Here is a 24641-nt window from a genome sequence, read left to right on the forward strand (position 1 = left end):
GTCGGCGGAAGCGAGGTGAGCGACGGTCGGGCGTCGTCGATTTTCCTGTTGCAATGCGCAAAACCCAAACCGTGCATTATTTTCCACATCTCGCTGATAAATGGCTGAGATAACCCCTTGATCTGGCTGCAAAAGGTTTGACTAACCCGAAAATGAACCTTTATAATCGCCGGGCTTTTAAGCTGCCGTTTGCTCGTAATGAGTGCGGCGCATGCACGATATTGGATAGTTATGCTGCGTATCATCCTGTTGCAGCTCGTAACCACGGTCGTCGCTGCATTGGTGGCAGGCATCCTGGGTGGACTTCCGGCGCTGTGGTCCGCCTTGCTGGGCGGAATCTGCTGCGTGGTTCCCAACGCCCTGTTTGCTTTGCGGCTTTACGTCAGCACGCGAAAACCAGGTGGTACCAACCCGATGACGTTTTTCTTCGGGGAATTTATCAAGATTGCTACGACTTTTGCGCTCATGGGCGTGATCGTTTGGTTGTACCACGGTGTCAACTGGCTCGCATTCGTGCTGAGCTTCATCGTGGTGCTTAAGAGTTATTTCATTTTACTGTTTAGACATCGACCATGACCGCAGAAGCCGCTGAGCACGCGCCAACAGCCTCCGAATATATCGTCCACCACCTCGGACACCTCTCCACGCAGCACCAAACCAAGATCGTCGATTTCTCCATCATCAACATGGACACCATTTTCTGGTCCGTGTTCTGTGGCGTGATCGCCTGCCTGTTCATGTTCCTGGCGGCCCGCAAGGCCACCTCGGGCGTGCCGGGCCGTTTCCAGGCGTTCGTCGAAATGGTGGTCGAGATGGTCGAGGACCAGTCCAAGGCCATCGTGCACGGCAACCGCGCCTTCATCGCGCCGGTCGCCCTGACCGTGTTCGTCTGGGTCGCCCTGATGAACTCGCTGGACTTCCTGCCGGTCGACCTGGCTTCGGGCATCTTCCGCATCTTCGGCATGGGTGAAATGCATCACCGCATCGTGCCGACCGCCGACCTGAACGGCACCCTGGGCATCGCCCTGGGCGTGCTGGCGCTGATGCTGTATTACAGCGTCAAGATCAAGGGCGCCGGCGGCTTTGTCCACGAACTGTTTGCCGCGCCGTTCGGTATCTGGCTGGCGCCGTTCAACCTGCTGTTGAACATCATCGAATTCGCCGCCAAGACCGTGTCCCTGGGCATGCGACTGTTCGGCAACATGTATGCAGGCGAACTGTTGTTCCTGCTGATCGCATTGCTGGGATCGACCGCTACCGCGTTCGGCTTCGTCGGCCACGTGATCGCCGGCTCCATCTGGGCAATTTTCCACATCCTGATCGTGCTGCTCCAAGCATTCATCTTCATGATGTTGACACTGGTTTACCTGGGCCAGGCGCACGAAGCGCACTAACAACAAGGCTTTGCAGTACCTGTTTTTTGGTTTGTTTTTTGGTTTTTGATTTTTTGTATTTACTAACTTTTCTTAAGGAATTGTCATGACTGATGTCTCTTTCGTTGCTTTGGCTTGCGGTTTGATCATTGGCCTGGGTGCTATCGGCGCTTGTATCGGTATCGCGATCATGGGCGGTAAGTACCTCGAAGCATCCGCACGTCAGCCTGAACTGATGAATACCCTGCAAACCAAGATGTTCCTGCTGGCCGGCCTGATCGACGCTGCGTTCCTGATCGGTGTTGGTATCGCCATGCTGTTCGCATTCGCAAACCCGTTCATCGCCAAGTAATTCGGGCTTCCTAGCCACTCTCATCATGCCGGACGATTGGTTCCGGCACTCGTTATTCTGAGAAGGAAATTACCGTGAACTTAAATGCAACATTGATTGCGCAGTTCGTGGTCTTCTTCATCCTCGCCGGCTTCACGATGAAATTCGTGTGGCCGCCGTTGATCAAGGCGCTCGACGAGCGCGCCAAGAAGATTGCGGACGGTCTGGCAGCCGCCGACCGCGGCAAGGCAGATCTGGCCGCCGCTGAAAAGCGCGTGCAGGCGGAATTGTCGTCGGCCCGCGATGAAGGCCAGAAGCGCATCGGCGAAGCCGAAAAGCGCGCCCAGCTGATCATCGAAGAAGCGAAGAAGACGGCCGCTGAAGAAGCAGCCCGCATCATCGCCAATGCCAAGGCCGACGCCGAACAGCAAGTGACCAAGGCGCGCGAAGAGCTGCGCGGCGAAGTCGCGACGCTCGCGGTCAAGGGTGCGGAGCAGATCCTGAAGCGCGAAGTCAACGCAGCGGCCCACGCCGACTTGCTGAACCAACTGAAGACAGAGCTGTAATATGGCCGAACTCGCAACGATCGCCCGTCCTTACGCCGAAGCCCTGTTCCGTGTGGCCAAGGCAGGCAGCCTGGCAGCCTGGTCCGATCTCGTCTCCGAGATGGCCCAGGTGGCAGCGCATCCCGAGATCAAAGCCCTCGCGCAAAACCCTTCCGTTTCGCATGCCAAGCTGGCTGAAGTGTTTGCCGCAGCAGTGAAGACTCCGCTTTCCGTGGAAGCGCAGAATTTCGTCAAGACCCTGGCCGACAACGGCCGTCTGACCCTGCTGCCGCAGATCGCCGAACAATTCCATGAGCTGAAAAACGCCCAGGAAGGTTCGGCCGATGCGCATATCGTCAGCGCATTCGAGATGAGCGATGCCCAGGTCAAGGATGTGATTTCCACCTTGGAGAAGAAGTTCGGCCGCAAGCTGAACCCTTCTGTGAAAGTGGACGGCAGCCTGATCGGCGGCGTGCGTGTCGTGGTTGGCGACGAAGTGTTCGATACCTCCGTGCGCGCGAAACTGCAGCAGCTGCATGCTGCTCTGGCCGCGTAATTGCCCGAGCCTGGCTAAGCGAAAGAACAATTTTTAGGAGTTAGTATGCAACTCAACGCATCTGAAATCAGCGAGCTGATCAAGAGCCGGATCCAAGGCCTTGGCGATTCCGCTGAGATTCGCAATCAGGGCACGGTGATTTCCGTGTCCGACGGTATCTGCCGTATCCATGGTCTGTCCGACGTGATGCAAGGTGAGATGCTGGAATTCCCGGGCAATACCTTCGGCCTGGCGCTGAACCTGGAGCGTGATTCGGTCGGCGCCGTTATCCTGGGCCAGTACGAACACATTTCCGAAGGCGACACCGTCAAGTGCACCGGTCGCATCCTGGAAGTGCCTATCGGCCCGGAACTGCGCGGCCGCGTGGTCAACGCCCTGGGCCAGCCGATCGACGGCAAGGGTCCCATCAATACCAAGCTGACCGCCCCGATCGAAAAGATCGCTCCGGGCGTGATCGCGCGCGAGTCCGTGTCGCAACCGATGCAGACCGGCCTGAAGTCGATCGACTCGATGGTTCCCGTCGGCCGCGGCCAGCGCGAACTGATCATCGGCGACCGCCAGACCGGCAAGACCGCCGTCGCGATCGACGCCATCATCAACCAGAAGGGTCAGAACATGACCTGCATCTACGTCGCGATCGGCCAGAAGGCTTCGTCGGTCAAGAACGTGGTGCGCGCACTGGAAGCGCACGGCGCGATGGAATACACCATCGTCGTGGCCGCTACCGCCTCCGAATCGGCAGCGATGCAATACGTGTCGGCCTACTCGGGTTGCGCCATGGGCGAATACTTCCGCGACCGCGGCGAAGACGCCCTGATCGTGTATGACGACCTGTCCAAGCAGGCCGTGGCTTACCGCCAGGTTTCGCTGCTGCTGCGCCGTCCGCCGGGCCGCGAAGCTTACCCCGGCGACGTGTTCTACCTGCACAGCCGCCTGCTGGAACGCGCTGCCCGCGTGAACGCCGACTACGTCGAGAAGTTCACCAACGGCGCCGTCAAGGGCAAGACCGGTTCGCTGACCGCGCTGCCGATCATTGAAACGCAAGCCGGCGACGTGTCCGCTTTCGTTCCGACCAACGTGATCTCGATCACCGACGGCCAGATCTTCCTGGAAACCTCGCTGTTCAACGCCGGTATCCGTCCTGCGATCAACGCCGGTATCTCGGTGTCGCGCGTCGGTGGCGCTGCCCAGACCAAGGTCATCAAGGGCCTGTCCGGCGGTATCCGTACCGACCTGGCGCAGTACCGTGAACTGGCCGCCTTCGCGCAGTTCGCTTCCGACCTGGACGAAGCCACCCGCAAGCAGCTGGATCGCGGCGCGCGTGTGACCGAACTGCTGAAGCAGGCTCAGTACACCCCGCAATCGATCTCGCTGATGGCCGTGTCGCTGTTCGCCGTCAACAAGGGTTTCATGGACGACGTCGAAGTCAAGAAGATCCTGGCTTTCGAAGCCGGCCTGCTGAACTTCATGAAGACCAGCCACGCCGACCTGTTGAAGAAGATCGAAGACACCAAGCAACTGGATAAGGACGCCGAAGCAGCTCTGGCAGCAGCCATTGCCGACTTCAAGAAATCCGGCGCGTACTGATCTCACTGAAGCTATAAGGAGTATGACTCATGGCTACAGGTAAAGAGATACGTGGCAAGATCAAGAGCGTAGAAAATACGAAGAAGATCACCAAGGCGATGGAAATGGTCGCGGCATCCAAAATGCGCAAGGCGCAGGACCGGATGCACGCTGCTCGCCCATACAGCGACAAGATCCGCAATATTGCGGCCAACCTGTCGCAGGCCAATCCGGAGTACACGCATCCGTTCATGGTCAAGCAAGATACGGCCAAGCGCGTTGGTTTCATCGTCGTCACGACCGACAAGGGTCTGTGCGGCGGCATGAACACCAACTCGCTGCGCCTCTTGACCACGAAGATTCGTGAACTCGAAGGCCAGGGCAATGCAATCGAGACCGTCGCCGTTGGCAACAAGGGCTTGGGTTTTCTGAACCGCATCGGCGCGCGCATTGCCGCCAACGTGACGCAATTGGGCGATACGCCTCACCTGGAAAAGCTGATCGGCCCCGTCAAGGTGCTGCTCGACGCTTACCAGGAAGGCAAGCTGGACGCGGTGTACCTGGTGTACACCAAGTTCATCAACACGATGAAGCAGGAAGCCACCCTGCAGCAACTGCTGCCGCTGTCCAGCGACAAGCTCAAGGCTGACGAGGGTGCGCACTCCTGGGACTACATCTACGAGCCCGATGTGCAATCCGTGGTGGATGAACTGCTGGTGCGTTACGTTGAAGCACTGATCTATCAAGCTGTCGCAGAAAACATGGCGTCCGAGCAATCGGCGCGCATGGTTGCGATGAAGGCAGCGAGCGACAACGCAGGTAGCGTGATCGGCGAGTTGAAGTTGGTCTACAACAAGACACGCCAGGCAGCGATTACCAAAGAACTGTCGGAAATCGTTGCCGGTGCGGCTGCGGTCGGCTGATCGACTGGCCAGCTAACTAACGTAACGCAGCGATGCGAATCAGATTTTAAATTTTATCTATTGAAGGAACGAAAATGGCTGATGGCAAAATCGTTCAGTGTATCGGCGCCGTGGTGGACGTGGAGTTTCCGCGCGATGCCATGCCCAAGATTTACGATGCCTTGAAATTGGAAGGTTCTGACCTGGTCCTGGAAGTCCAGCAACAGCTGGGCGATGGCGTGGTTCGTACCATTGCACTCGGTTCGTCGGACGGTCTGCGCCGCGGCCTGACCATCACGAACACCGGTCATGGCATCACCGTGCCGGTCGGCACTGCGACCCTGGGCCGCATCATGGACGTGCTGGGCAACCCGATCGACGAATGCGGTCCGGTGAGCCACGCGCAAACCGCCGAGATTCACCGCAAGGCTCCCGCGTACGACGAACTGTCGCCGTCGCAAGAGCTGCTGGAAACCGGCATCAAGGTGATCGACCTGGTGTGCCCGTTCGCCAAGGGCGGCAAGGTTGGCCTGTTCGGCGGCGCCGGTGTGGGCAAGACCGTGAACATGATGGAACTGATCAACAACATCGCCAAGGCGCACAGCGGTCTGTCCGTGTTCGCCGGTGTTGGTGAGCGTACCCGTGAAGGTAACGACTTCTACCACGAAATGGCCGACGCCAAGGTCGTGGATCTGGAAAACCCGGCCAACTCCAAGGTGGCCATGGTTTACGGCCAGATGAACGAACCGCCGGGCAACCGTCTGCGCGTGGCGCTGACCGGCCTGACCATCGCTGAAGGCTTCCGCGATGAAGGTAAGGACGTGCTGTTCTTCGTCGACAACATCTACCGTTACACCCTGGCCGGTACCGAAGTGTCCGCGCTGCTGGGCCGTATGCCTTCCGCCGTGGGCTACCAGCCGACGCTGGCCGAGGAAATGGGCCGCCTGCAAGAGCGTATCACCTCGACCAAGACCGGTTCGATCACCTCGATCCAGGCCGTGTACGTCCCTGCGGACGACTTGACCGACCCGTCGCCGGCAACCACCTTCGCCCACTTGGACTCGACCGTCGTTCTGTCGCGTGACATCGCTTCGCTGGGTATCTACCCCGCGGTCGATCCGCTGGACTCGACCTCGCGCCAGCTGGACCCGCAAGTGGTCGGCCAGGAGCACTACGAGACCGCGCGCGCTGTCCAGGGCACCCTGCAGCGCTACAAGGAACTGCGCGACATTATCGCGATTCTGGGCATGGACGAACTGGCTCCGGAAGACAAGCTGCTGGTCGCGCGTGCTCGTAAGATGCAGCGTTTCCTGTCGCAGCCTTTCCACGTTGCTGAAGTGTTCACCGGCTCGCCCGGCAAGTACGTTTCGCTGAAGGACACGATCAAGGGCTTCAAGATGATCGCCAGCGGCGAACTCGATCACCTGCCGGAACAAGCGTTCTACATGGTCGGCACGATCGAAGAAGCAATCGAAAAAGCCAAGAAGATCAACTAAGCATCAATGATCTTCGGCGCCGCTCCCGCGCATTGCTGATGCTCGGGAGCGGTCAATCGGATAGGAAACGACATGGCACATACTATTCACGTGGACGTGGTTTCGGCGGAAGAGGCGATCTTCTCCGGCGAGGCTGAATTCGTCGCGTTGCCGGGTGAAGCGGGCGAGCTGGGTATCTATCCCCGCCATACTCCGCTGATCACGCGCATCAAGCCGGGTGCCGTCCGTATCAAGGTGCCGGGCCAGGCCAACGACGAGTTCGTGTTCGTGGCCGGCGGCCTGCTGGAAGTTCAGCCGGACGCCGTGACCGTGCTGGCCGACACCGCGATCCGTGGCGCCGACCTGGACGAAGCCAAGGCAGCGGAAGCGAAGAAGCTGGCTGAAGAAGCGCTGGCCAATCGCGATTCGAAGATCGATTACGCCGCTGCGCAAGCCGAACTGGCCGCCGCAGTCGCGCAATTGGCCGCGATCCAGAAGTTGCGTCAGAAGCGCTGATTCGTCGGCGTCGCCATCGCATCAGTGCGATGGCAAAAGCAGCAAGTCAAAAGGCAGCCTCGGCTGCCTTTTTTCATTGGCGCGCGGTTGACGGATGCGCGCTGGCGCATATTGCGTTAGTCTCAATAAAATAAACGGCGCCCTTCATTGCGGTACATATCGCCGGCGCCGAACGAGACAGGAGAACTCCATGCCGCAAACCGGCAACGCACAACAGCCACTCTCATTCCAAGCCGGCGGCAAGCCGGTGATTGCCGTGGTCGGCTTGTCCAATCGCCCGGTGCGGGCCAGTTACGATGTCGCGGCGTACATGCAGTCGGCGGGTTACCGCATCGTCGGGGTCAATCCGATGTATGCCGGCCAGGTCATCCTGGGCGAGCGTTGCCATGCCACGTTGCAGGAAGCGGCAGAGGCGCTGGCAAAGGAAGGCCTGCGCATCGCCATCGTCGACTGCTTCCGCAAATCGTCCGACATTCCGCCAGTGGTGGATGAGGCCATCGCCATCGGCGCCGAATGCGTGTGGATGCAGCTCGATATCTTCCACGAAGAGGCCGCCGCCCGTGCGCGGGCCGCCGGATTGAAGGTGGTCATGGATAAATGCATCAAGATCGAGCATCGCCTGGGAAATGACTACGGCGTGCTGTGAGTTCGCTTGCCGGCCATGGGGCATGATCGGCAAGGCATCAGCGGGGCACCTCCATCACAATCGAAGAGACTGAACATGCCACAAAAAATCGCAGAACAATTCGTCGCCGACAGCAAGGTGAAGATCGAAGACAGCAGCGCTTCAGACAAGCCGCTGTCTTCCGGCAATAAGGAGCAGGACAAGGCCGAGGTCAGCCGCCTGGCCGCCGCCATCAGCGAGCAGCAGCAGATGTTCTATGCCAGTCGCGAGCACAAGCTGCTGGTGATCCTGCAAGGGATGGATACCAGCGGCAAGGACGGCACGGTCAACGAAGTATTCGCCAGGGTCAATCCGCAGGGCATCCGTATTGCCAACTTCAAGGCGCCGACGGCGGTCGAGCTGGCGCACGATTATCTCTGGCGTGTCCACCAGCAGGTGCCGGAGGCTGGCGAGATTACTGTGTTCAACCGCAGCCATTATGAAGACGTGCTGATCACGCGCGTGCACGACTGGATCGACGACAAGGAGTGCAAGCGCCGCTACGCCCAGATCAACGATTTTGAACGGATGCTGAGCGAAACCGGCACGATTATCCTCAAGTTCTTCCTGCACATTTCCAAGGATGAACAGAAGGAACGCCTGCAATCGCGCATCGATGAGCCCCACAAGAACTGGAAATTCGAGATCGAGGATCTGGAAGGGCGCAAAAACTGGGACAGTTATCAACAGGTTTACCAGAATGCCCTGCGTGCCACTAGCACGGAGCATGCGCCATGGTATGTGGTGCCGGCGGACTCCAAGACGCACCGCAACTTGGTGATCGCCGGCATCGTGCTGGAGACGTTGGAGTCGCTGAAACTCAAGTTTCCAGACCCGAAGCCGGAATTGAAGAAGATCAAGTTCGATTGAGCTGCGGCCAGGGCTGCGCAACTAACTGGCCCAACCACAATCGCCGCCGTCCTGACGAAAGCCGGGACCCGGCGTCGTTCAACCGGCGTTGACGCGCGGCCTACGCCACTGGGGCCCGGCCTGCGCCGGGACGACAGCGCGTATGCTTACTTCAGCCACTTGTCGAACACCTGCTGATATTCTCCGGTCGCCTTGGCCAGGTGCAGCCAGGCATCCACATACTCCTTGAACGCTACATCGCCGCGCGGCAGCATGTAGGCCTTTTCCGCGAACTGCAACGGCTGCTGGGGATTGACCGGGCACAGCTCGGGATGGAGCTTGGCCTGCCACATGGTCTCGCTGGCGTCGGTCACCATCACATCCGCCCGGCCGTCGACGATCTGCTGGAAGATCGTCACGTTGTCCGGATGCAGCGTCAGCGTGGCGCGCTGGTAGCGGGTGCGCGCGAAGCGTTCGTTGGTGCCGCCCGGATTGACGATGGCGCGGGTGCCGGGCTGGTCGATCTGTTCGAAATTGCGAAACTTGTCCTTGTCGGCGCAGCGCACTACCGGCGCCTTGCCGTCCACCATGGTCGGCGCCGAGAACGCCGCCTTCTTCTGGCGTTCCAGCGTGATCGACACGCCGCCCATGGCGATGTCGCACTGGGCGATGAAATCGTTCATCAGGTTGCTCCAGGTGGTCTTCACGAACTGCGCCTGCACTCCCAGCGACTTGGCCAGCGAGGTGGCCAGTTCCACATCCATGCCCTCGAAGCTCTGGTCGGGGCGGTAGAAGGTGAAGGGCTTGTAGTCGCCGGTCATGCACACGCGCAGTGTGCCGGACTTGAGCACCTGGTCCAGGCGCGACACATTGGCTTCGCCGTCGGCGGCGAGGGCCGGGCGGACCGATAGCGAAACGAGGGCGAGGGCGGCCAGCAAGGCGGCGCCGAGAAGCTTTTTCATGTTGTCTCCTGATGGATGTATTGGCTATGCGGCGCCTGGTTGTTCGAATGGTGGCGGGCCGCCGGTTCGTCTTTTTGTTGCCCGCCGATCATAACAAAAATGGCCGGGCTTTCGCAGCGCCGGTAGCAGGCGCGATCCAGATCAATATCGGTGCGGGCCGATACCGATAATTAGCCGGACTTGGCCGGTTTGAATGAGATAATGGAGGTTTGCCGTCTGCAACTTTCACAGGTTGACCATGTCCCGATTTGCACCGCTGAAAAACGATACTTTCCTGCGCGCCCTGCTGCGCCAGCCGACGGATTACACGCCGCTGTGGCTGATGCGCCAGGCCGGCCGCTACCTGCCGGAATACCGCGCCACACGCGCCCGCGCCGGCTCCTTCATGGGGTTGGCCACCAACCCCGATTACGCCACCGAAGTCACGCTGCAGCCGTTGCAGCGCTATCCGCTGGACGCGGCCATCCTGTTCTCCGACATCCTTACCGTGCCCGATGCGATGGGCCTGGGGCTGTATTTCGCCGAAGGCGAAGGCCCCAAGTTCGAACGCCCGTTGCGCGATGAAGCGGCGGTCAAGGCGTTGCAGGCGCCCGACCTTGCCAAACTGAATTATGTCTTCGACGCCGTGACGCAGATCCGCCGCGAGCTCGACGGCCGCGTGCCGCTGATCGGATTTTCCGGCAGCCCCTGGACGCTGGCCTGCTACATGATCGAAGGCGGTGGCTCGGACGACTTCCGCCTGGTCAAGAGCATGCTCTACGGCCGTCCCGACCTGATGCACCACATCCTCAGGACCAACGCCGCGGCGGTGGCGGCTTACCTGAATGCGCAGATCGACGCCGGCGCGCAGGCCGTGATGATCTTCGACACCTGGGGCGGCGCCCTGGCCGACGGCATCTACCAGCAATTCTCGCTAGCCTACATGGCCGACGTGGTGCGCCAGTTGAAGCGGGAGCAGGACGGCGCGCGCATCCCGGTGATCGTGTTCACCAAGGGCGGCGGCCTGTGGCTGGAGCAGATCGCCGCCATCGGCGCCGACGCCGTCGGCCTCGACTGGACGGTCAACTTGGGCGAAGCCCGCCGCCGTGTCGGCGACAAGGTGGCGCTGCAGGGCAACCTCGATCCCAACGTGCTGTTCGCCGGCGACGACGCCATCCGCGCCGAGGTGCGCAAGCTGCTGGAGTCCTTCGGCAAGCCGTCCGCGGGCAGCGGCCATGTCTTCAACCTGGGCCACGGCATTTCCCAGCACACCCCGTCCGAGGCGGTGACGGTACTGGCCGAGGCGGTGCACGAGATCAGCCGCAGCCTGCGGCAGTGAGGACGGCGGGATGTCCGGCCGCGGTTTGCGCCCGCTTGGCGCGCGTGTGAGCCCAAACGGTGCGGCCTGTGCGTCTTTTGATCAGCCGGCCCAGACTTATGCACATTTCCGGCTGCTTCCTTATTAAGAATCGTTAATATCGACATGCGAATTTCGTTGGCCGATTCATATTTCTAAGTGGTTGATTTTATTGATGTTATTTTTTGCTCCGCTTTTGGGCAATCTATTGGAAGGCCCGGCCTTGGCGGGCTTGCGGGCTGTCAAGAGGCACTTTTCAACAAAGTTATCCACAGGATTTGTGCATAACCCTAAAAGCGCTTATGAAACCGTTGTTTACGTGTACTTTTGAAGTTTTACTTTAAATAGGCACACTGGTTTCGAACGGGACTTCCGGCAAAAATGTTCCTCCCCGATTGCCGGTCAAGCCTTGACAAATGCTCGCGGCAGCTTGGTGCAAGCTGGACTTATGCACATGGAAGGGGATGCTCCGGCGACTAAAAAAAATTTCGCAAATAAATTTTTCGTCTGCCCGGAGAAAATATAAGTATTTGATTTTATTGGTTTAATTTTTTGCTTTTGATTTGGGCAATTTATTGAAAGCCGCTTCCAGTCTGGCGGAAAGCCTGTCAAGGGCGACTTGTCCCCAAAGTTATCCACAGGATTTGTGGATAGGTCAAAAAATACCGCTGAAACCTATAGTTAGCTCAGTTTTTCAGGAATTACATTAAGTTCGTGGAACAGTGCATCCTCCAAGTCGCGCTCGACACCCCCTTGCATACCGTCTTCGATTATTGTTGGCGCGGCCGGGAGGATGAAGCGATCCCTGCCGTCGGCCAGTTGGTGGTGGTGCCGTTCGGGCGGCGCGAAGCGGTCGGCGTGGTGGTCGGCCATGCGGCCGAGACCGGACTGAGCGCGGACAAGATCAAGGATGTGCTCGCCGTGCGCAGCCAGTTGCCGCCCTTGTCGGCGCATTGGCTGGCGCTGTGCGGATTCGCCGCCGACTACTACCAGCGCCCCTTGGGAGAAGTGATGCTGCCGGGCCTGCCCAAGAACCTGCGGGCCTTGACCACGGTGGCGCTGGACAAGGCGCTCAAGGCGCTGGGCAAGATCGCCGCGCCGCCCAAGAAGCGCAAGGCAAAGGCCAAGTCCGCCGAGAGCGAACCGGCCGCCGAGCCGGCGCCGCCCGCCGATCCCATGCAGTTCGGCGCCGCGCCGCCGCTCAACGCCGCGCAGCAGCAGGCGGTCGACGCCATCGCCGGGGCGCAAGGGTTCGCCCCCTTGCTGTTGTACGGGGTCACCGGCAGCGGCAAGACCGAGGTCTACCTGCAGGCCGCTGCCGCGATCCTGCAGCGCGCGGCAGCGGATCAGGCACCGGGTGAACCGTCCATCCCCGCGCAGATCCTGGTGCTGGTGCCGGAAATCAACCTCACCCCCCAGCTGGAAGGCAATATCCGCGCGCGCTTCCCGCACCTCAACGTGGTCGCGCTGCACAGCGGCCTGGCCGAGGGCGAGCGCACCCGCAACTGGCTGGCGGCCCATCTGGGGCAGGCGCACATCGTGCTGGGCACGCGGCTGGCGATCCTGTCTTCGCTGCCGCATCTCAAGCTCATCGTCATCGACGAAGAGCACGATCCCTCCTACAAGCAGCAGGAAGGCCTGCGCTATTCCGCGCGCGACCTGGCCGTATGGCGCGCGCACCAGCTCGGCATCCCGGTGGTGCTGGGCTCGGCCACGCCCTCGCTGGAAACCTGGCAGCACGCCCAGGCCGGCCGCTACCGCCGCCTGGAACTGCGCCAGCGCGCCGCGCAGCAGGCGGTGCTGCCCAAGGTCAGAGTGGTCGACATGGAGCGCGACAAGCCGCAGGACGGGTTGACCTCCACGCTCATCGGCGCCATCCGCAAGCGGCTGGAAAACGGCGAGCAGTCTTTGCTGTTCCTCAACCGGCGCGGCTACGCCCCGGTGCTGGCCTGCGACGCCTGCGGCTGGATCAGCAACTGCATGCGCTGCGACGCCTTCATGGTGGTGCACCGGCCGGAACGCCGCCTGCGCTGCCACCATTGCAGCCTGGAACTGCACATCCCCAAGTCTTGCCCGACCTGCGGCAACATCGACCTGCAACCGCTGGGGCGCGGCACCCAGCGGGTGGAAGAGGGCTTGCAGGCGATCTTCCCGGAGGCGCGGGTGTTGCGCATCGATGCCGATTCGACGCGCCTGAAAGGCTCTGCCCAGGTTGCCTTCGACAGCGTGCACCGCGGCGAGGTCGACATCCTGATCGGCACCCAGATGGTGGCCAAGGGGCACGATTTCAAAAAACTCACGCTGGTGGGGGTGATGAATCCCGACACCGCGCTGTTCTCGCATGACTACCGCGCCAGCGAGCGCCTGTTCGCGCAACTGATGCAGGTGGCCGGGCGCGCCGGCCGCGCCGGGCTGTCGGCCGACGGCAGTTCGGGCGAAGTGCTGATCCAGACCCGCTATCCGCACCATCCGCTGTACCAGGCGGTGATGCGGCACGACTACGACGGCTTCGCCGGCACGCTGCTGGAGGAGCGCCGGCAAGCCTGCTTCCCGCCCTTCATGTACCAGGCGCTGCTGCGCGCCGAGGCGCGCGAACTGGCGCAGGCCATCGGCTTCCTGGAAGAGGCGGCGACCCTGCTGGAAGCGCCCGCCATCACCATCAATCCGCCCATCCCGATGACCCTGATGCGGGTGGCCAACACCGAGCGCGCGCAACTGCTGGTGGAATGTCCGTCGCGCCCGGCCCTGCAGGCTTTCCTCAAGGAATGGCTGGCCGAACTCAGGCAAGTGAAGACGCGGGTGCGCTGGTCGCTGGAAGTCGATCCGGTCGATATTTGAGGCCCTTGAGGCAGCGCCGGACGCATTTCGTCGCAAGGCGCTGGGCCGGGTTCGTCCAGGTCGCTAAGCTGCTCCCGTCATCCATCCATTGCACAGGAGCATCCCATGGTCATCGGCATCGTCACGCATACTCCCCTGTGGGTCTGGCCCTTGCTGGCCTTCTTGCTGTATCGCGGCTGGCAGGCCGGGCGCGACCGTGAAATCCCGTTGTTCTCGGCGCTGGCGATGCCGGTCGTGATGCTGGCCTTGTCGCTGTCGGGCTTGCTGCTCAGTTTCGGCCATCATCCGGCGAATGCCTTGCTGGGCGCCGCCGCCATGCTGGTTGCCGGCTTCTTCGGTTTCCGCAGCCGGGCTGCCGCCGCCATCCGCGTCGATGCCGTGCGCCGCCGTATCGCCCTGCGCGGCAGTTGGCAGCCGCTGCTGCTGACGCTGGGGATCTTTGCCGTCAAATACAGCGCCGCGGTCGCGCTGGCGCTGCATCCGGAATTGGCGTCCAATACCTGGTTCGCTTTGCCGCAGGCCGCCTTGTACGGCATTTTCTCGGGCATCTTCGCCGGCCGATTGTTGCGAATCGTGCATCTTTATCGCCGCGCGCTGGCCGGGGCGGCCCAACCGGGCGTCGTACCGGGCTGAAGAAGGCGGCCGTAAAAAGCGGGAATGGCAGCTTTCCCGGGCGCAAAGCGGATCGGCAGCCGGTATAATCTCGGCTGCTCAACCAAGTAAGCGTCGACTGCCGCGCGTGTGTGATTCCGCAGGCGATCCGCTTCCGCCTTTTCGCTATTTCCATGCTCGCACAACAGAAACAAAGCATTGCCGACCTGTTCTCGTCCGCGTTGAAGCCGCTCGTCGCCGGCACCGAACTGCAGCCCAGCATCACGCTGGAGCGCCCGCGCGATCCCTCGCACGGCGACATCGCCTGCAACATCGCCATGCAGCTGGCCAAGCCGCTGAAGAAGAATCCGCGCGAACTGGCGCAAGTGATCGTGGCGGCCGTGCTGGCCGATCCGGCGCGCGAAGGCCTGGTCGAGTCGGCTGAAATCGCCGGCCCCGGTTTCATCAACCTGCGCGTAGCCGCCGCCGCCAAGCAGGCGGTGGTCAAGGTCATCCACGAACAAGGCGCCGACTTCGGCAAGAGCCGCGCCGGCGAGGGCAAGAAGGTGCTGGTCGAGTTCGTCTCGGCCAACCCCACCGGCCCGCTGCACGTCGGCCACGGCCGCCAGGGCGCGCTGGGCGATGCGCTGTCGTCGCTGCTGGAAGCGCAGGGCTACGATGTGCTGCGCGAGTTCTACTACAACGACGCCGGCGTGCAGATCGCCACGCTGGCCACCTCCGTGCAGGCGCGCGCGCGCGGCTTCAAGCCGGGCGACGCCGGGTGGCCCGAGTCGGCCTACAACGGCGACTACATCGCCGACATCGCGCGCGACTTTCTCGACAAGAAGACCGTCTCCGCCAGCGACGGCGAGCCGGCCACCGCCAGCGGCGACGTCGAGGACATCGAATCGATCCGCCGTTTCGCCGTGGCCTACCTGCGCCATGAGCAAGACCTCGACCTGCAGGCCTTCGGCGTGAAGTTCGACAACTACTACCTGGAGTCGTCGCTGTACGCCGACGGCAAGGTGGCCGCCGCCGTCGAGGCGCTGGTCAAGGCCGGCAAGACCTACGAGCAGGAAGGCGCGCTGTGGCTGCGCACCACCGACTATGGCGACGACAAGGATCGCGTCATGAAGAAGACCGACGGCACCTACACCTACTTCGTGCCCGACGTCGCCTATCACATCAACAAATGGCAGCGCGGCTACGGCAAGGTCATCAACATCCAGGGCAGCGACCACCACGGCACCATCGCGCGCGTGCGCGCCGGCTTGCAGGCGGCCGGCGTGGGCATCCCGCAGGGCTATCCGGACTACGTGCTGCACAAGATGGTCACCGTCATGCGCAACGGCGAAGAGGTGAAGATCTCCAAGCGCGCCGGTTCCTACGTCACGCTGCGCGACCTGATCGAATGGTCGGCCGGGGAGGCCCTCGAAGGCGAAGCCCGCGACCTGACCCGCGGCCGCGACGCGGTGCGCTTCTTCCTGATCTCGCGCAAGGCCGATACCGAATTCGTGTTCGACGTCGACCTGGCGCTGGCGCAGTCCGACGAAAACCCGGTCTACTACGTGCAGTACGCCCACGCGCGCATCTGCACGGTGCTGGGCAAGTGGGGCGGCAACGAAGACGAACTCAAGAACGTGGCCGACCTGTCGCCGCTGACCGCGCCGCGCGAAGCCGCGCTGCTGGCCAAGCTGGCCGAGTACCCGGAAATGCTGGCGCACGCGCTGCAGGAGCTGGGCCCGCACCAGGTCGCCTTCTACCTGCGCGATCTGGCAGGCGAACTGCATAGCTACTACAATGCGGAACGCGTGCTGGTCGACGATGTCCCAACCAGATCCGCGCGCCTGGCCCTGCTGGCCGCCACCCGCCAGGTGCTGCGCAACGGCCTGGCATTGTTGGGCGTCTCGGCGCCGGCACGCATGTAAATCGCTAACCAAGAGAAACGTGAAACAGTTGAACGCGAAACATCACAAACAGGCCGGCGGCACGCTGCTGGGCCTGATCCTGGGTTTGATCGTCGGGCTGGGCATCGCCGTCGGCGTGGCGCTGATGATCACCAAGTCGCCGATTCCCTTCGTCAACAAGGTAGTCCGTCCGGAGCGCGCCGAGCCGACCCCGGCCCAGGCCGCCGATCCCAACCGCCCGCTGTACGGTAACCGCGATGTGGCCCGCGAACAGCAGCAGGCGCCGGTGCCGCCCAATACGGCCGCGGCCCAGCCGACCGTCCCGGCGGCACCGCCGGCGCCGGCCGTCCCGGCAACGCCGCCCAAGCAGCCTGACGCCAAGGCCGCCGACGCCAAGCCTGCCGTCCAGGCGCCGGCCAAGAGCGACGCCGCCGACGACAAGTGGACCTATTTCCTGCAGGCCGGCGCCTTCCGCGACCAGGCCGATGCCGAAAGCGCCCGCGCCAAGCTGGCCCTGCTCGGTTTCGAAGCCAAGGTCACCGAACGCACCGCCGACAGCGGCGTGCTGTATCGCGTGCGTATCGGCCCCTTCGAGCATGCCGAAGCGATGAACCGCACGCGCAGCAAATTGTCCGATAACGGGGTCGATGCGGCGATCGTGCGCATTCCCAAATAATCAGGAACCCGATCGTCCCGGCGGCAGGGGATAACCGCCGGGGCAGCGGGTTCGGGGCCGGTTTTCCGGCCCTTTCGAATATCCATCAGAGAAGGGTAATTTCATGCGTTTCTACCAACAGCTGCTGGCGGCAGTCAGCTTCGGCGTACTGGCCCTGTCCGCCAGCGTGAATGCGGGCGCTTCGCCGGCCAATCCGCAAGTGGGCGCCGACTATCGCGTGCTGGACCAGGCCCAGCCCACCGACTCGGGCAACAAGGTGGAAGTCACCGAGTTCTTCTGGTTCGACTGCCCGCATTGCGCCGCCTGGGATCCGTCGCTGACGGCCTGGGTCAAGAAGCAGGGCGACAAGATCAACTTCAAGAAAGTCCCGGTGGCCTTCCGCGACAGCTTCGTGCCGCAGCAGAAGCTGTACTACACGCTGGAAGCGATGGGCAAGGCCGAAGCGCTGACGCCGAAGATCTTCCAGGCGATCCACGTTGAAGGCCAGCGCGTCAACACCGACAAGACCATCCTGGCCTACATCGAGAAGGCCGGTATCGACAAGCAGAAGTTCCTCGACCTGTACAACTCCTTCGGCGTGCAGACCAAGGCCCGCCGCGCGGCGCAGTTGCAGGAAGCCTACAAGGTCGACGGCGTGCCGATGATCGCCATCGATGGCCGCTACATCACCTCGCCGGCCGTGGTCGGCGTGGCGCTGGCCAACCAGCCGGAATCGATGCAGCAGGCGGCCGCGCTGCAGGTGATGGACCACCTGGTAGCCAAGGCGGCGGCCGAGAAGGCCGCCGGCGGCAAGAAGAAGTAAGCGCCGACGGCCAGCAAACGGTCCGCGTCCGCAAGGCCGCGGGCCGTTTTCATTTTTGCGCTGTCCGGTGTTGACGCCGGAGCGGGGCAAGGTTGCGGACTCTTCACATATTCATCAGAGAAGGATAATGTCATGCGCATCCATCGACAGTTGCTGGCGGCAGTCGGCTTCGGCGTGTTGACCCTGTCGGCCGGCGTGAATGCGGGCGCTTCGCCGGCCAATCCGCAAGCAGGTGTGGACTACCGTGTACTGAGCCAGGCCCAGCCTACCGATTCGGGCAGCAAGGTAGAGGTTGTCGAGTTTTTCTTTTTCGATTGTTCGCATTGCGCTTCCTGGGATCCGTCGCTGACGGCCTGGGCCGGGAAGCAGGGTGACAAGATCAGTTTCAAGAAGATACCGGTGGCATTCCGGGACAGATCGGTGCCACAGCAGAAGCTGTATTACACGCTGGAAGCGATGGGCAAGGCCGACGAGCTGGCGCCGAAGATTTTCCGGGCGATCCACGTTGAAAAGCAGCGCCTCAATACCGACAAGACCATCCTGGCCTACATCGAGAGGATAGGCCTGGACAAGCAGAAATTCCTCGACCTGTACAACTCCTTCGGGATACAGACAAAAGTGCGCCGCGCGGCCCAGTTGCAAGAGGCCTACAAGGTCGATGGCGTGCCGATGATCGCCATCGATGGCCGTTATGTCACCTCGCTGGCCGTGGTCGGCGCGGGGCTGGGCAGGCAGCCGGAAGCGGCGCTGCAAGCCGCCACATTGCAAGTGATGGACCACCTGGTGGCCAAGGCTGCGGCCGGTAAAGCTGCTGGCGCAGCGAAGAAGTAAGAAGCTGTCCCGGGCGCAACCTATCCTCATCCATTCGCATTCATCAAAACAGACAGGAGCCGACATGGCGGATTCCCAAGCTACGCGCCAGGCGCTGCGCGTCTTCCTGACCGGCGCCTCCAGCGGCATCGGCATGGCGCTGGCGCGCGCCTATGCGCAGCAGGGCGCGACGCTGGGGCTGGTGGCGCGGCGCGCGGCCGAGCTGGAAGCCTTGCGCGCCAGCCTGCCAGATGCGCAGCGCCACCGCGTGTATGCCCTCGACGTCACCGACCATGCCGCATTGCAGGCGGCGGCCGACGCCTTCATGGCCGAGTTCGGCGGCGCCGACGTGGTGATCGCCAACGCCGGCATCTCGCAAGGCACGCTGACCGAATACCGCGAAGACCTGGCCGCGTTTGAACGTATCCTGGCGGTCAACGTCATAGCCACGTTCGCCACCTTCACGCCTTTCGTGGCGCGCATGAAGGCGCTGCCCGAGGAGGCGCGCCGCCGCTGCCGCCTGGTCGGCATCGGCAGCGTGGCTGGCATTCGCGGCCTGCCCGGCGCCGAGGCCTACAGCGCTTCCAAGGCGGCGGTGATCAGCTACTGCGAGTCGCTGCGGGTGGAGCTGCGCAGCAGCGGCATCAAGGTGGTGACCATCGCACCGGGCTATATCGATACGCAGATGACCCAGGTCAACCACTACCGCATGCCGTTCCTGATGCCGGTGGAGAAATTCGCGGCGCGCGCCTTGCAGAGCATCGCCGAGGGCGTCAGTTACCGCGTCATCCCGTGGCAGATGGGCGTGGTCGCCAAGCTGCTCAGGATGCTGCCCAACTGGCTGTACGATATGGCGTTCGCACGCGCCCCGCACAAGAAACGCAATCTGTAATTGGAGTCACCATGAAGATCATCTTTGCCGGCACGCCGGAATTCGCCGCCGTCGCGCTCGAAGCGCTGTACGCCGCCGGCCACGACATCACGCTGGTGCTGACCCAGCCCGACCGCCCGGCCGGACGCGGCATGCAGCTGCAGGCCTCGCCGGTCAAGCAGTGCGCGCTGAAGCACGGCACGCCGGTAGCGCAGCCGGTGTCGCTGCGCCTGGACGGCAAGTATCCCGATGTCGCCAAGGAGGCGCATGCACTGCTGAACTCGACCCCGCACGACGTCATGGTGGTGGCCGCCTACGGCCTGATCCTGCCGCGCAGCGTGCTCGACATCCCGCGCCTGGGCTGCATCAACATCCACGGCTCGCTGCTGCCGCGCTGGCGCGGCGCCGCGCCGATCCACCGCGCCATCGAAGCCGGCGACGCCGAGACCGGCATCACCATCATGCAGATGGAGGAAGGGCTCGACACCGGCCCCATGCTGCTGATCGAAAGCCTGCCGATCGCCGATGATGACACCACCGGCAGCCTGCACGACAAGCTGGCCGCGCTGGGCGGCAAGATGATCGTCGAAGCGCTGGCCAGGCTGGAGCAGGGCGCATTGCCCGCTACGCCGCAGCCGGACGAAGGCGCGAACTATGCCGCCAAGATCGCCAAGGAAGAGGCCGCGCTCGACTTCTCGCAAGCGGCCGCCGAGCTGGCGCGCAAGATCCGCGCTTTCAATCCCTTCCCGGGCGCCACCGGGCGTTTCGGCGATACCGTCGTCAAGCTGTGGCAGGCGCAGCCGGTCAGCATCGCGCAACGGGGCGAGCCGGGGCAGGTGCTGTCGGCCGACGCCCTGGCCGGCATCGTGGTGGCATGCGGCGAGGGAGCGCTGTTGCTGACAGAGCTGCAAAAACCGGGCGGCAAGCGTTTGCCGGCATCTGAGTTCCTCAAGGGTTTTGCGCTGGAAGGCGGGCGTTTCGCCTGATCAGGATTCAGGAGCGGAGGCATCATGGACCAGTTGACGGCAATGCGCACATTCCGACACGTGGTCGACGCCGGCGGCTTCTCGGCGGCCGGGGTGGCGCTGGACATGTCGCACAGCGTGGTGTCGCGCCAGGTGCGCCAGCTGGAGCAGGCGCTGGGCGCGCAATTGCTCAACCGCACCACGCGCCGCTTCGCGCTGACCGAGGTGGGGCAGGCCTACTACCAGCGCTGCGTGCAGATCCTCGACCAGATCGAGGATGCGGCGCAGATGGTGCAGCACCACCAGAGCCACCCCTCCGGCTTGTTGCGCATCAATGCGCCGATGGCGTTCGGCAGCATGGAGGCGGGCAAGTGGCTGCCGGATTTCATGCGCGGCCACCCCGACCTCAAGGTCGACTTCGTGTGCAACGACCGCTTCGTCGACCTGATCGCCGAGGAGTTCGACGTCGGGCTGCGCATCACCCGCACGCTGCCGGACTCCACGCTGGTCGCCAAGCGCCTGTGCGCGAGCGACATGGTGCTGGTGGCGGCGCCCGCCTATGTGAAGCGGCACGGCATGCCGCGCACGCCGGCCGACCTGGCGACCCATAACTACATGGCGTACTCGCTGGCATTGCAGACCACCGAACTGACGTTCACCGGGCCGGACGGCGCCTTGTCCAACGTGGCCGTGAGCGGCAGCCTGCAGTCCAATACCGGCATGGTGGTTTGCGATGCGGTGCGCGCCGGCATGGGCATCACCGCATCGGCCACCTTCGTCGTGTGCGAAGACCTGCGGCGCGGCGACCTGGTGCAGCTGTTGCCCGGCTACCGGCTGCATGCGCGCGACCTGTATGCGCTCTATCCGCAGAACCGCCACATGTCGCCCAAGGTACGCGCCTTCGTCGACTTCGTCGGCGATTACTATGCGCGCAACCGCTGGGAATTCTGAACGCCGCCAACAACCCGTGCAATGCCGAAAAAAAGCCCGCGCAACGTTGTTGCAGCGGGCTTTGATGTATTGAAACGGGGGACTTATTTTTTCTCGACCGGAACCAGGTCGAAATGGTCCGCCTGGTATTGGAACAGCAGGCAATCTTCACCCTTTTCGCAACCGCTGTAATGCGGCATGCGCGCCGGCAGGTTGTAGAAGGAACCGGCCGGATAGCGGATGCGCTTGCCGTCGATGTCGGCGTAGAAGGTTCCCTTCAGGACTACCGTCGGCAGGTTTTGCGTGTGCATGTGGTAAGGATTGTCCTTGCCGGCGGGGAAGATGACGAAGGCGTCGTACGGCCCCTTGCCGGTGATGCTGCCGCGCACGTCGGCAACCTTGATGCCGCCGGTGCCGGGCAGCTCGCGCCATTGCAGTTCCGATGCCGGGAAGGAAACCAGCGGTTGCGCCTTGGCCTGGTTTTTTTCGGCGGAGGAAGCCAGGGCGGCGGAGGCGGCAACGAGGCCGGCGGCCAGCAATACGGTAGTGGCGGTGCGTTTCATGTGAGGTATTCCTTTCAGGTCTGGTAATGGATAAGAGTCGGGCCGCTCAGGCCACGGCCATGCCGAGGATGTCGTCGGTGTCGAGCACGCTGCCGAAGGTATCGGCGATGCCCACCAGCGATGCGCGGTGCAGCACGTCGTGCGCGATGGCGCCGCCGCCCGGGGCCGCGATGTCGCGCGTGGCGCAGGCATCGGCGGCGACGATCACTTCGAACCCGGCCGGCGCCGCATCGCGCGCCGCGCCGGCCACGCAGGCATGGGTCATCAGGCCTGCGATCAGCAGGGTCTTGATGCCGGCGGCCTTGAGTTGCGCGGCGATGTCGGTGCCCTGGAACACGCTGACATTGGATTTCTTGACCAGATGGTGATGCGGCGCCGGCCGGATGTCGGCATGGATGGCGACAGTCGCGCCGTTTTCGGCGAAGATCGGCGTGCCGGCCGGCGTCACGTGCTGCACGTGGAATACCGGCATGCGATGGCGGTCGGCCAGGGCGACCAGCCGCCGGGCGTTGTCCAGCGCGGCGCGGCCGTCGGGGATCGGCATCATGCCGCTGAAGTATTCGTTCTGGAAATCGATGACCAGCAAGGCGGTGCTGGCGGCCTCAAGCGAAACCGGGGCAAGCGCGCCGGCGATGCTGCGGATGGTGGGATGCGACATGTTCTGCTCCTGGCGGGTGAATGACAGGACGCAGCATAGCCAGGCGCGCAGCGGCCGCACAGCGGCTGCGCGCGACAATACCTGTGCTGAAAACGCACAAATCAGGGAACCGGCAGCGGACTGGCCGGCTTGATTTCCTCCATGCACACCATCGAACGCACACCCGCCACGCCCGGTACCTGCATCAGGCGGTCGGTGAGGAAGGCCGACAGGCTCTTGAGGTCGGCCGCCGCCACCTTGAGCAGGTAATCGAAGTCGCCCGAAATGGTGTAGCACTCCAGTATTTCCGGGAATTGCCGGATCGCCTTTTCCACGCTGCGCACCTGCTTGAACTGTTCGCGCGCCAGCGAGAGGCTGACGAAGGCGATCACTCCCAACCCCAGCGCGCCAGGTTCGACCTGGGCCGCGTAGCCGCGGATCACCCCTTCCTGTTCCAGCCGCTGCACGCGGCGGTAGCACTGCGGCGGCGACAGGTTCACCTTGTCCGACAGTTCGACGTTGCTGGCGCGGCCGTTTTGCTGCAGGGTTTCGAGGATGATGCGGTCGAAACGGTCGAATTTTTCCATGATGGCGGTCTTTGAGAAAGAATCGTTCATATTTTATCGTTTCAAGGAATAAAAACGAAAAGTAATTTCCTTCCTTTGAAACTACCATGTATCCATGGAGTGAACTGGCGGCGCCCACGCGCATGGGAGGCAAGCATGAACGCCCGCATCGGCAACCTGCACATCGCATTGGAACAACGCTATTGCGCGCACAACTACGCGCCGCTGCCGGTCGTGCTCAGCCGCGGCCAGGGCGTGTGGCTGTGGGACGACCAGGGGCGCCGCTACATGGACATGATGTCGGCCTATTCGGCGGTCAGCTTCGGCCATGCCAACGCCGCGCTGGTGGAGGCGCTCACGCAGCAGGCGCAGCGGCTGGCGGTGACCTCGCGCGCCTTCTACAGCGATCGTCTCGGCCTGTTCCTGCAGCGCCTGTGCGAAATGACCGGGATGGAGCGCGCGTTGCCGATGAACAGCGGCGCCGAGGCGGTCGAGACCGCCATCAAGGCGGCGCGCAAATGGGCCTATAAGCGCAAGGGCGTGGCCGACGGCCGGGCGCGCATCGTGGTGTGCCGCGGCAATTTCGCCGGCCGCACCACCACCATCGTCGGCTTTTCGTCGGAGGCGCAGTACCGTGACGGCTTCGGCCCTTTCGACGGCGGTTTCGACAGCGTGCCGTTCGGCGATGCCGCCGCGCTGGAAGCCGCCATCACGCCCGATACGGCGGCCTTCCTGGTCGAACCGATCCAGGGCGAAGGCGGCATCGTGGTGCCGCCCGAGGGCTATCTGCGGCAATGCCGCGAGATCTGCTCGCGCCATCGGGTCCTGATGATTTGCGACGAAGTGCAGACCGGGCTTGGGCGTACCGGCCGGCTGCTGGCTTGCGACCATGAAGGAATACGGCCCGACGGCCTGGTGCTGGGCAAGGCGCTGGGCGGCGGCTTGCTGGCGGTGTCGGCCTTCCTGGCTTCGGATGAGGTGATGGGCGTGTTTGCGCCGGGCGACCACGGCAGCACTTTCGGCGGCAATGCGCTGGCCGCCGCGGTCGGTTTCAAGGCGCTGGAGCTGTTGCAGGACGGCGCCCTGGCGGCCAATGCCGAGCGGCTTGGATTGCGCTTGCGCGAAGGACTGAACGCCATCGGCCATCCGGCGATCCGCGAAGTGCGCGGCAAGGGCTTGCTGATCGGCATGGACCTCGATCCCCGCGTGGTCGGCGCGCGGGCGTTCTGCGAACGGCTGATGGCGCACGGCATCCTGTCCAAGGAAACCCACGAGACCGTGGTGCGCTTCGCTCCGCCGCTGGTGATCGACGAGGAACAGGTCGACGCCGCGCTGCGCGCCATCGGCGAGGTCTTCGGGGAAATTCCGCATCCCTCCACTTAAAAACGCATACCAATCCCCTATAAGGAG

At 62.9% G+C, this 24641-nt stretch carries 26 protein-coding genes; 22 read left to right on the top strand and 4 right to left on the bottom strand.

Going from position 1 to position 24641, the window contains the following annotated elements; translation table 11 throughout:
- Positions 1-231 precede the first annotated feature (231 nt).
- The 11 genes from J7548_RS07060 to J7548_RS07110 all read left to right on the top strand — a co-directional run bounded on the left by J7548_RS07060 (position 232) and on the right by J7548_RS07110 (position 8798).
- A complete protein-coding gene (locus J7548_RS07060; RefSeq protein ID WP_290972296.1) occupies positions 232-576 on the top strand; it encodes an ATP synthase subunit I in 345 nt (114 codons plus the stop codon).
- Positions 573-1394 carry a F0F1 ATP synthase subunit A gene (atpB, locus tag J7548_RS07065; RefSeq protein WP_290972299.1) on the top strand — a complete coding sequence of 274 codons (822 nt, stop codon included), beginning with the start codon at positions 573-575 and terminating at the stop codon, positions 1392-1394. The genes J7548_RS07060 and atpB overlap by 4 nt, the downstream gene beginning before the upstream one ends.
- Positions 1395-1479: 85 nt before the next feature.
- Positions 1480-1725: a F0F1 ATP synthase subunit C gene (gene atpE, locus J7548_RS07070; RefSeq protein ID WP_006461334.1), complete on the top strand. Its 246-nt coding sequence runs from the start codon at positions 1480-1482 to the stop codon at positions 1723-1725.
- 74 nt (positions 1726-1799) lie between these two features.
- A complete protein-coding gene (locus J7548_RS07075; protein WP_290972330.1) occupies positions 1800-2270 on the top strand; it encodes a F0F1 ATP synthase subunit B in 471 nt (156 codons plus the stop codon).
- Position 2271: 1 nt separating this feature from the next.
- Positions 2272-2805, top strand: a complete 534-nt coding sequence (locus J7548_RS07080; protein WP_290972333.1) for a F0F1 ATP synthase subunit delta — start codon at positions 2272-2274, stop codon at positions 2803-2805.
- 45 nt (positions 2806-2850) lie between these two features.
- Positions 2851-4392 carry a F0F1 ATP synthase subunit alpha gene (atpA, locus tag J7548_RS07085; protein WP_290972336.1) on the top strand — a complete coding sequence of 514 codons (1542 nt, stop codon included), beginning with the start codon at positions 2851-2853 and terminating at the stop codon, positions 4390-4392.
- A gap of 29 nt (positions 4393-4421) precedes the next feature.
- The gene (gene atpG, locus J7548_RS07090; protein WP_290972339.1) at positions 4422-5294 is read left to right on the top strand and encodes a F0F1 ATP synthase subunit gamma; all 873 of its coding nucleotides are present in this window, start codon (positions 4422-4424) and stop codon (positions 5292-5294) included.
- A 74-nt stretch (positions 5295-5368) separates the two neighbouring features.
- Entirely contained in the window at positions 5369-6769 is a 1401-nt protein-coding gene (gene atpD, locus J7548_RS07095) for a F0F1 ATP synthase subunit beta (protein WP_290972342.1), read from the top strand.
- A 72-nt stretch (positions 6770-6841) separates the two neighbouring features.
- Complete coding sequence (locus J7548_RS07100) at positions 6842-7264, top strand: F0F1 ATP synthase subunit epsilon (protein WP_290972345.1); 423 nt, start codon at positions 6842-6844, stop codon at positions 7262-7264.
- 190 nt (positions 7265-7454) lie between these two features.
- On the top strand, positions 7455-7910 hold the full coding sequence (locus J7548_RS07105) for a CoA-binding protein (RefSeq protein WP_290972348.1): 456 nt from the start codon (positions 7455-7457) through the stop codon (positions 7908-7910).
- Positions 7911-7985: 75 nt separating this feature from the next.
- A complete protein-coding gene (locus tag J7548_RS07110; protein WP_290972351.1) occupies positions 7986-8798 on the top strand; it encodes a polyphosphate kinase 2 family protein in 813 nt (270 codons plus the stop codon).
- A gap of 146 nt (positions 8799-8944) precedes the next feature.
- Here the strand turns inward: J7548_RS07110 and J7548_RS07115 are convergent, their stop codons facing one another.
- Positions 8945-9739 carry a transporter substrate-binding domain-containing protein gene (locus J7548_RS07115; RefSeq protein WP_290972354.1) on the bottom strand — a complete coding sequence of 265 codons (795 nt, stop codon included), beginning with the start codon at positions 9737-9739 and terminating at the stop codon, positions 8945-8947.
- A 238-nt stretch (positions 9740-9977) separates the two neighbouring features.
- On the opposite strand from J7548_RS07115, the gene hemE reads away from it, so the two are divergent.
- The 10 genes from hemE to J7548_RS07165 all read left to right on the top strand — a co-directional run bounded on the left by hemE (position 9978) and on the right by J7548_RS07165 (position 21486).
- Positions 9978-11057 (top strand): uroporphyrinogen decarboxylase, encoded by a 1080-nt coding sequence (gene hemE, locus J7548_RS07120; RefSeq protein WP_290972357.1) that lies wholly within the window; start codon positions 9978-9980, stop codon positions 11055-11057.
- A 732-nt stretch (positions 11058-11789) separates the two neighbouring features.
- On the top strand, positions 11790-13913 hold the full coding sequence (locus tag J7548_RS07125) for a primosomal protein N' (protein WP_290972360.1): 2124 nt from the start codon (positions 11790-11792) through the stop codon (positions 13911-13913).
- Positions 13914-14000: 87 nt separating this feature from the next.
- Positions 14001-14546, top strand: a complete 546-nt coding sequence (locus J7548_RS07130; protein ID WP_366005120.1) for a DUF6622 family protein — start codon at positions 14001-14003, stop codon at positions 14544-14546.
- A 152-nt stretch (positions 14547-14698) separates the two neighbouring features.
- Positions 14699-16432 (top strand): arginine--tRNA ligase, encoded by a 1734-nt coding sequence (gene argS / locus J7548_RS07135; protein WP_290972365.1) that lies wholly within the window; start codon positions 14699-14701, stop codon positions 16430-16432.
- A 19-nt stretch (positions 16433-16451) separates the two neighbouring features.
- Positions 16452-17087 carry an SPOR domain-containing protein gene (locus J7548_RS07140; protein ID WP_290972367.1) on the top strand — a complete coding sequence of 212 codons (636 nt, stop codon included), beginning with the start codon at positions 16452-16454 and terminating at the stop codon, positions 17085-17087.
- Between the two features lie 103 nt (positions 17088-17190).
- A complete protein-coding gene (locus J7548_RS07145) occupies positions 17191-17889 on the top strand; it encodes a thiol:disulfide interchange protein DsbA/DsbL (protein WP_290972369.1) in 699 nt (232 codons plus the stop codon).
- Between the two features lie 132 nt (positions 17890-18021).
- A complete protein-coding gene (locus J7548_RS07150) occupies positions 18022-18720 on the top strand; it encodes a thiol:disulfide interchange protein DsbA/DsbL (protein WP_290972372.1) in 699 nt (232 codons plus the stop codon).
- 64 nt (positions 18721-18784) lie between these two features.
- On the top strand, positions 18785-19591 hold the full coding sequence (locus tag J7548_RS07155) for an SDR family oxidoreductase (RefSeq protein ID WP_290972375.1): 807 nt from the start codon (positions 18785-18787) through the stop codon (positions 19589-19591).
- 11 nt (positions 19592-19602) lie between these two features.
- Positions 19603-20556, top strand: coding sequence for a methionyl-tRNA formyltransferase (fmt, locus tag J7548_RS07160; protein WP_290972378.1), 954 nt, complete (start codon positions 19603-19605; stop codon positions 20554-20556).
- Between the two features lie 42 nt (positions 20557-20598).
- Positions 20599-21486 carry a LysR family transcriptional regulator gene (locus tag J7548_RS07165; protein ID WP_366005009.1) on the top strand — a complete coding sequence of 296 codons (888 nt, stop codon included), beginning with the start codon at positions 20599-20601 and terminating at the stop codon, positions 21484-21486.
- Between the two features lie 83 nt (positions 21487-21569).
- On the opposite strand, the gene J7548_RS07170 is transcribed toward J7548_RS07165, so the two are convergent.
- The 3 genes from J7548_RS07170 to J7548_RS07180 form a co-directional block, all read right to left on the bottom strand.
- Entirely contained in the window at positions 21570-22028 is a 459-nt protein-coding gene (locus J7548_RS07170; protein ID WP_290972381.1) for a cupin domain-containing protein, read from the bottom strand.
- Positions 22029-22074: 46 nt separating this feature from the next.
- Positions 22075-22686: an isochorismatase family protein gene (locus J7548_RS07175; protein WP_290972382.1), complete on the bottom strand. Its 612-nt coding sequence runs from the start codon at positions 22684-22686 to the stop codon at positions 22075-22077.
- A gap of 101 nt (positions 22687-22787) precedes the next feature.
- Positions 22788-23252: an Lrp/AsnC family transcriptional regulator gene (locus J7548_RS07180; RefSeq protein ID WP_290973317.1), complete on the bottom strand. Its 465-nt coding sequence runs from the start codon at positions 23250-23252 to the stop codon at positions 22788-22790.
- A 135-nt stretch (positions 23253-23387) separates the two neighbouring features.
- On the opposite strand from J7548_RS07180, the gene rocD reads away from it, so the two are divergent.
- A complete protein-coding gene (gene rocD, locus J7548_RS07185; RefSeq protein WP_290972385.1) occupies positions 23388-24614 on the top strand; it encodes an ornithine--oxo-acid transaminase in 1227 nt (408 codons plus the stop codon).
- Positions 24615-24641 lie beyond the last annotated feature (27 nt).

The organism is Herbaspirillum sp. (assembly GCF_017744395.1).
Taxonomy (GTDB): Bacteria; Pseudomonadota; Gammaproteobacteria; order Burkholderiales; family Burkholderiaceae_D; genus Herbaspirillum.

Excerpts from the sequence above, each read along its gene's own strand:
- J7548_RS07115 (WP_290972354.1), bottom strand. The coding sequence starts at position 9,739 with ATGAAAAAGCTTCTCGGCGCCGCCTTGCTGGCCGCCCTCGCCCTCGTT.
- J7548_RS07060 (WP_290972296.1), top strand. The coding sequence starts at position 232 with ATGCTGCGTATCATCCTGTTGCAGCTCGTAACCACGGTCGTCGCTGCA.
- atpA (WP_290972336.1), top strand. The coding sequence starts at position 2,851 with ATGCAACTCAACGCATCTGAAATCAGCGAGCTGATCAAGAGCCGGATC.
- atpD (WP_290972342.1), top strand. The coding sequence starts at position 5,369 with ATGGCTGATGGCAAAATCGTTCAGTGTATCGGCGCCGTGGTGGACGTG.
- J7548_RS07080 (WP_290972333.1), top strand. The coding sequence starts at position 2,272 with ATGGCCGAACTCGCAACGATCGCCCGTCCTTACGCCGAAGCCCTGTTC.
- J7548_RS07165 (WP_366005009.1), top strand. The coding sequence starts at position 20,599 with ATGCGCACATTCCGACACGTGGTCGACGCCGGCGGCTTCTCGGCGGCC.
- atpB (WP_290972299.1), top strand. The coding sequence starts at position 573 with ATGACCGCAGAAGCCGCTGAGCACGCGCCAACAGCCTCCGAATATATC.
- J7548_RS07175 (WP_290972382.1), bottom strand. The coding sequence starts at position 22,686 with ATGTCGCATCCCACCATCCGCAGCATCGCCGGCGCGCTTGCCCCGGTT.
- J7548_RS07150 (WP_290972372.1), top strand. The coding sequence starts at position 18,022 with ATGCGCATCCATCGACAGTTGCTGGCGGCAGTCGGCTTCGGCGTGTTG.
- argS (WP_290972365.1), top strand. The coding sequence starts at position 14,699 with ATGCTCGCACAACAGAAACAAAGCATTGCCGACCTGTTCTCGTCCGCG.
- J7548_RS07105 (WP_290972348.1), top strand. The coding sequence starts at position 7,455 with ATGCCGCAAACCGGCAACGCACAACAGCCACTCTCATTCCAAGCCGGC.
- J7548_RS07155 (WP_290972375.1), top strand. The coding sequence starts at position 18,785 with ATGGCGGATTCCCAAGCTACGCGCCAGGCGCTGCGCGTCTTCCTGACC.
- J7548_RS07145 (WP_290972369.1), top strand. The coding sequence starts at position 17,191 with ATGCGTTTCTACCAACAGCTGCTGGCGGCAGTCAGCTTCGGCGTACTG.
- J7548_RS07180 (WP_290973317.1), bottom strand. The coding sequence starts at position 23,252 with ATGGAAAAATTCGACCGTTTCGACCGCATCATCCTCGAAACCCTGCAG.
- rocD (WP_290972385.1), top strand. The coding sequence starts at position 23,388 with ATGAACGCCCGCATCGGCAACCTGCACATCGCATTGGAACAACGCTAT.
- atpG (WP_290972339.1), top strand. The coding sequence starts at position 4,422 with ATGGCTACAGGTAAAGAGATACGTGGCAAGATCAAGAGCGTAGAAAAT.
- atpE (WP_006461334.1), top strand. The coding sequence starts at position 1,480 with ATGACTGATGTCTCTTTCGTTGCTTTGGCTTGCGGTTTGATCATTGGC.
- J7548_RS07100 (WP_290972345.1), top strand. The coding sequence starts at position 6,842 with ATGGCACATACTATTCACGTGGACGTGGTTTCGGCGGAAGAGGCGATC.
- hemE (WP_290972357.1), top strand. The coding sequence starts at position 9,978 with ATGTCCCGATTTGCACCGCTGAAAAACGATACTTTCCTGCGCGCCCTG.
- J7548_RS07110 (WP_290972351.1), top strand. The coding sequence starts at position 7,986 with ATGCCACAAAAAATCGCAGAACAATTCGTCGCCGACAGCAAGGTGAAG.
- J7548_RS07170 (WP_290972381.1), bottom strand. The coding sequence starts at position 22,028 with ATGAAACGCACCGCCACTACCGTATTGCTGGCCGCCGGCCTCGTTGCC.
- fmt (WP_290972378.1), top strand. The coding sequence starts at position 19,603 with ATGAAGATCATCTTTGCCGGCACGCCGGAATTCGCCGCCGTCGCGCTC.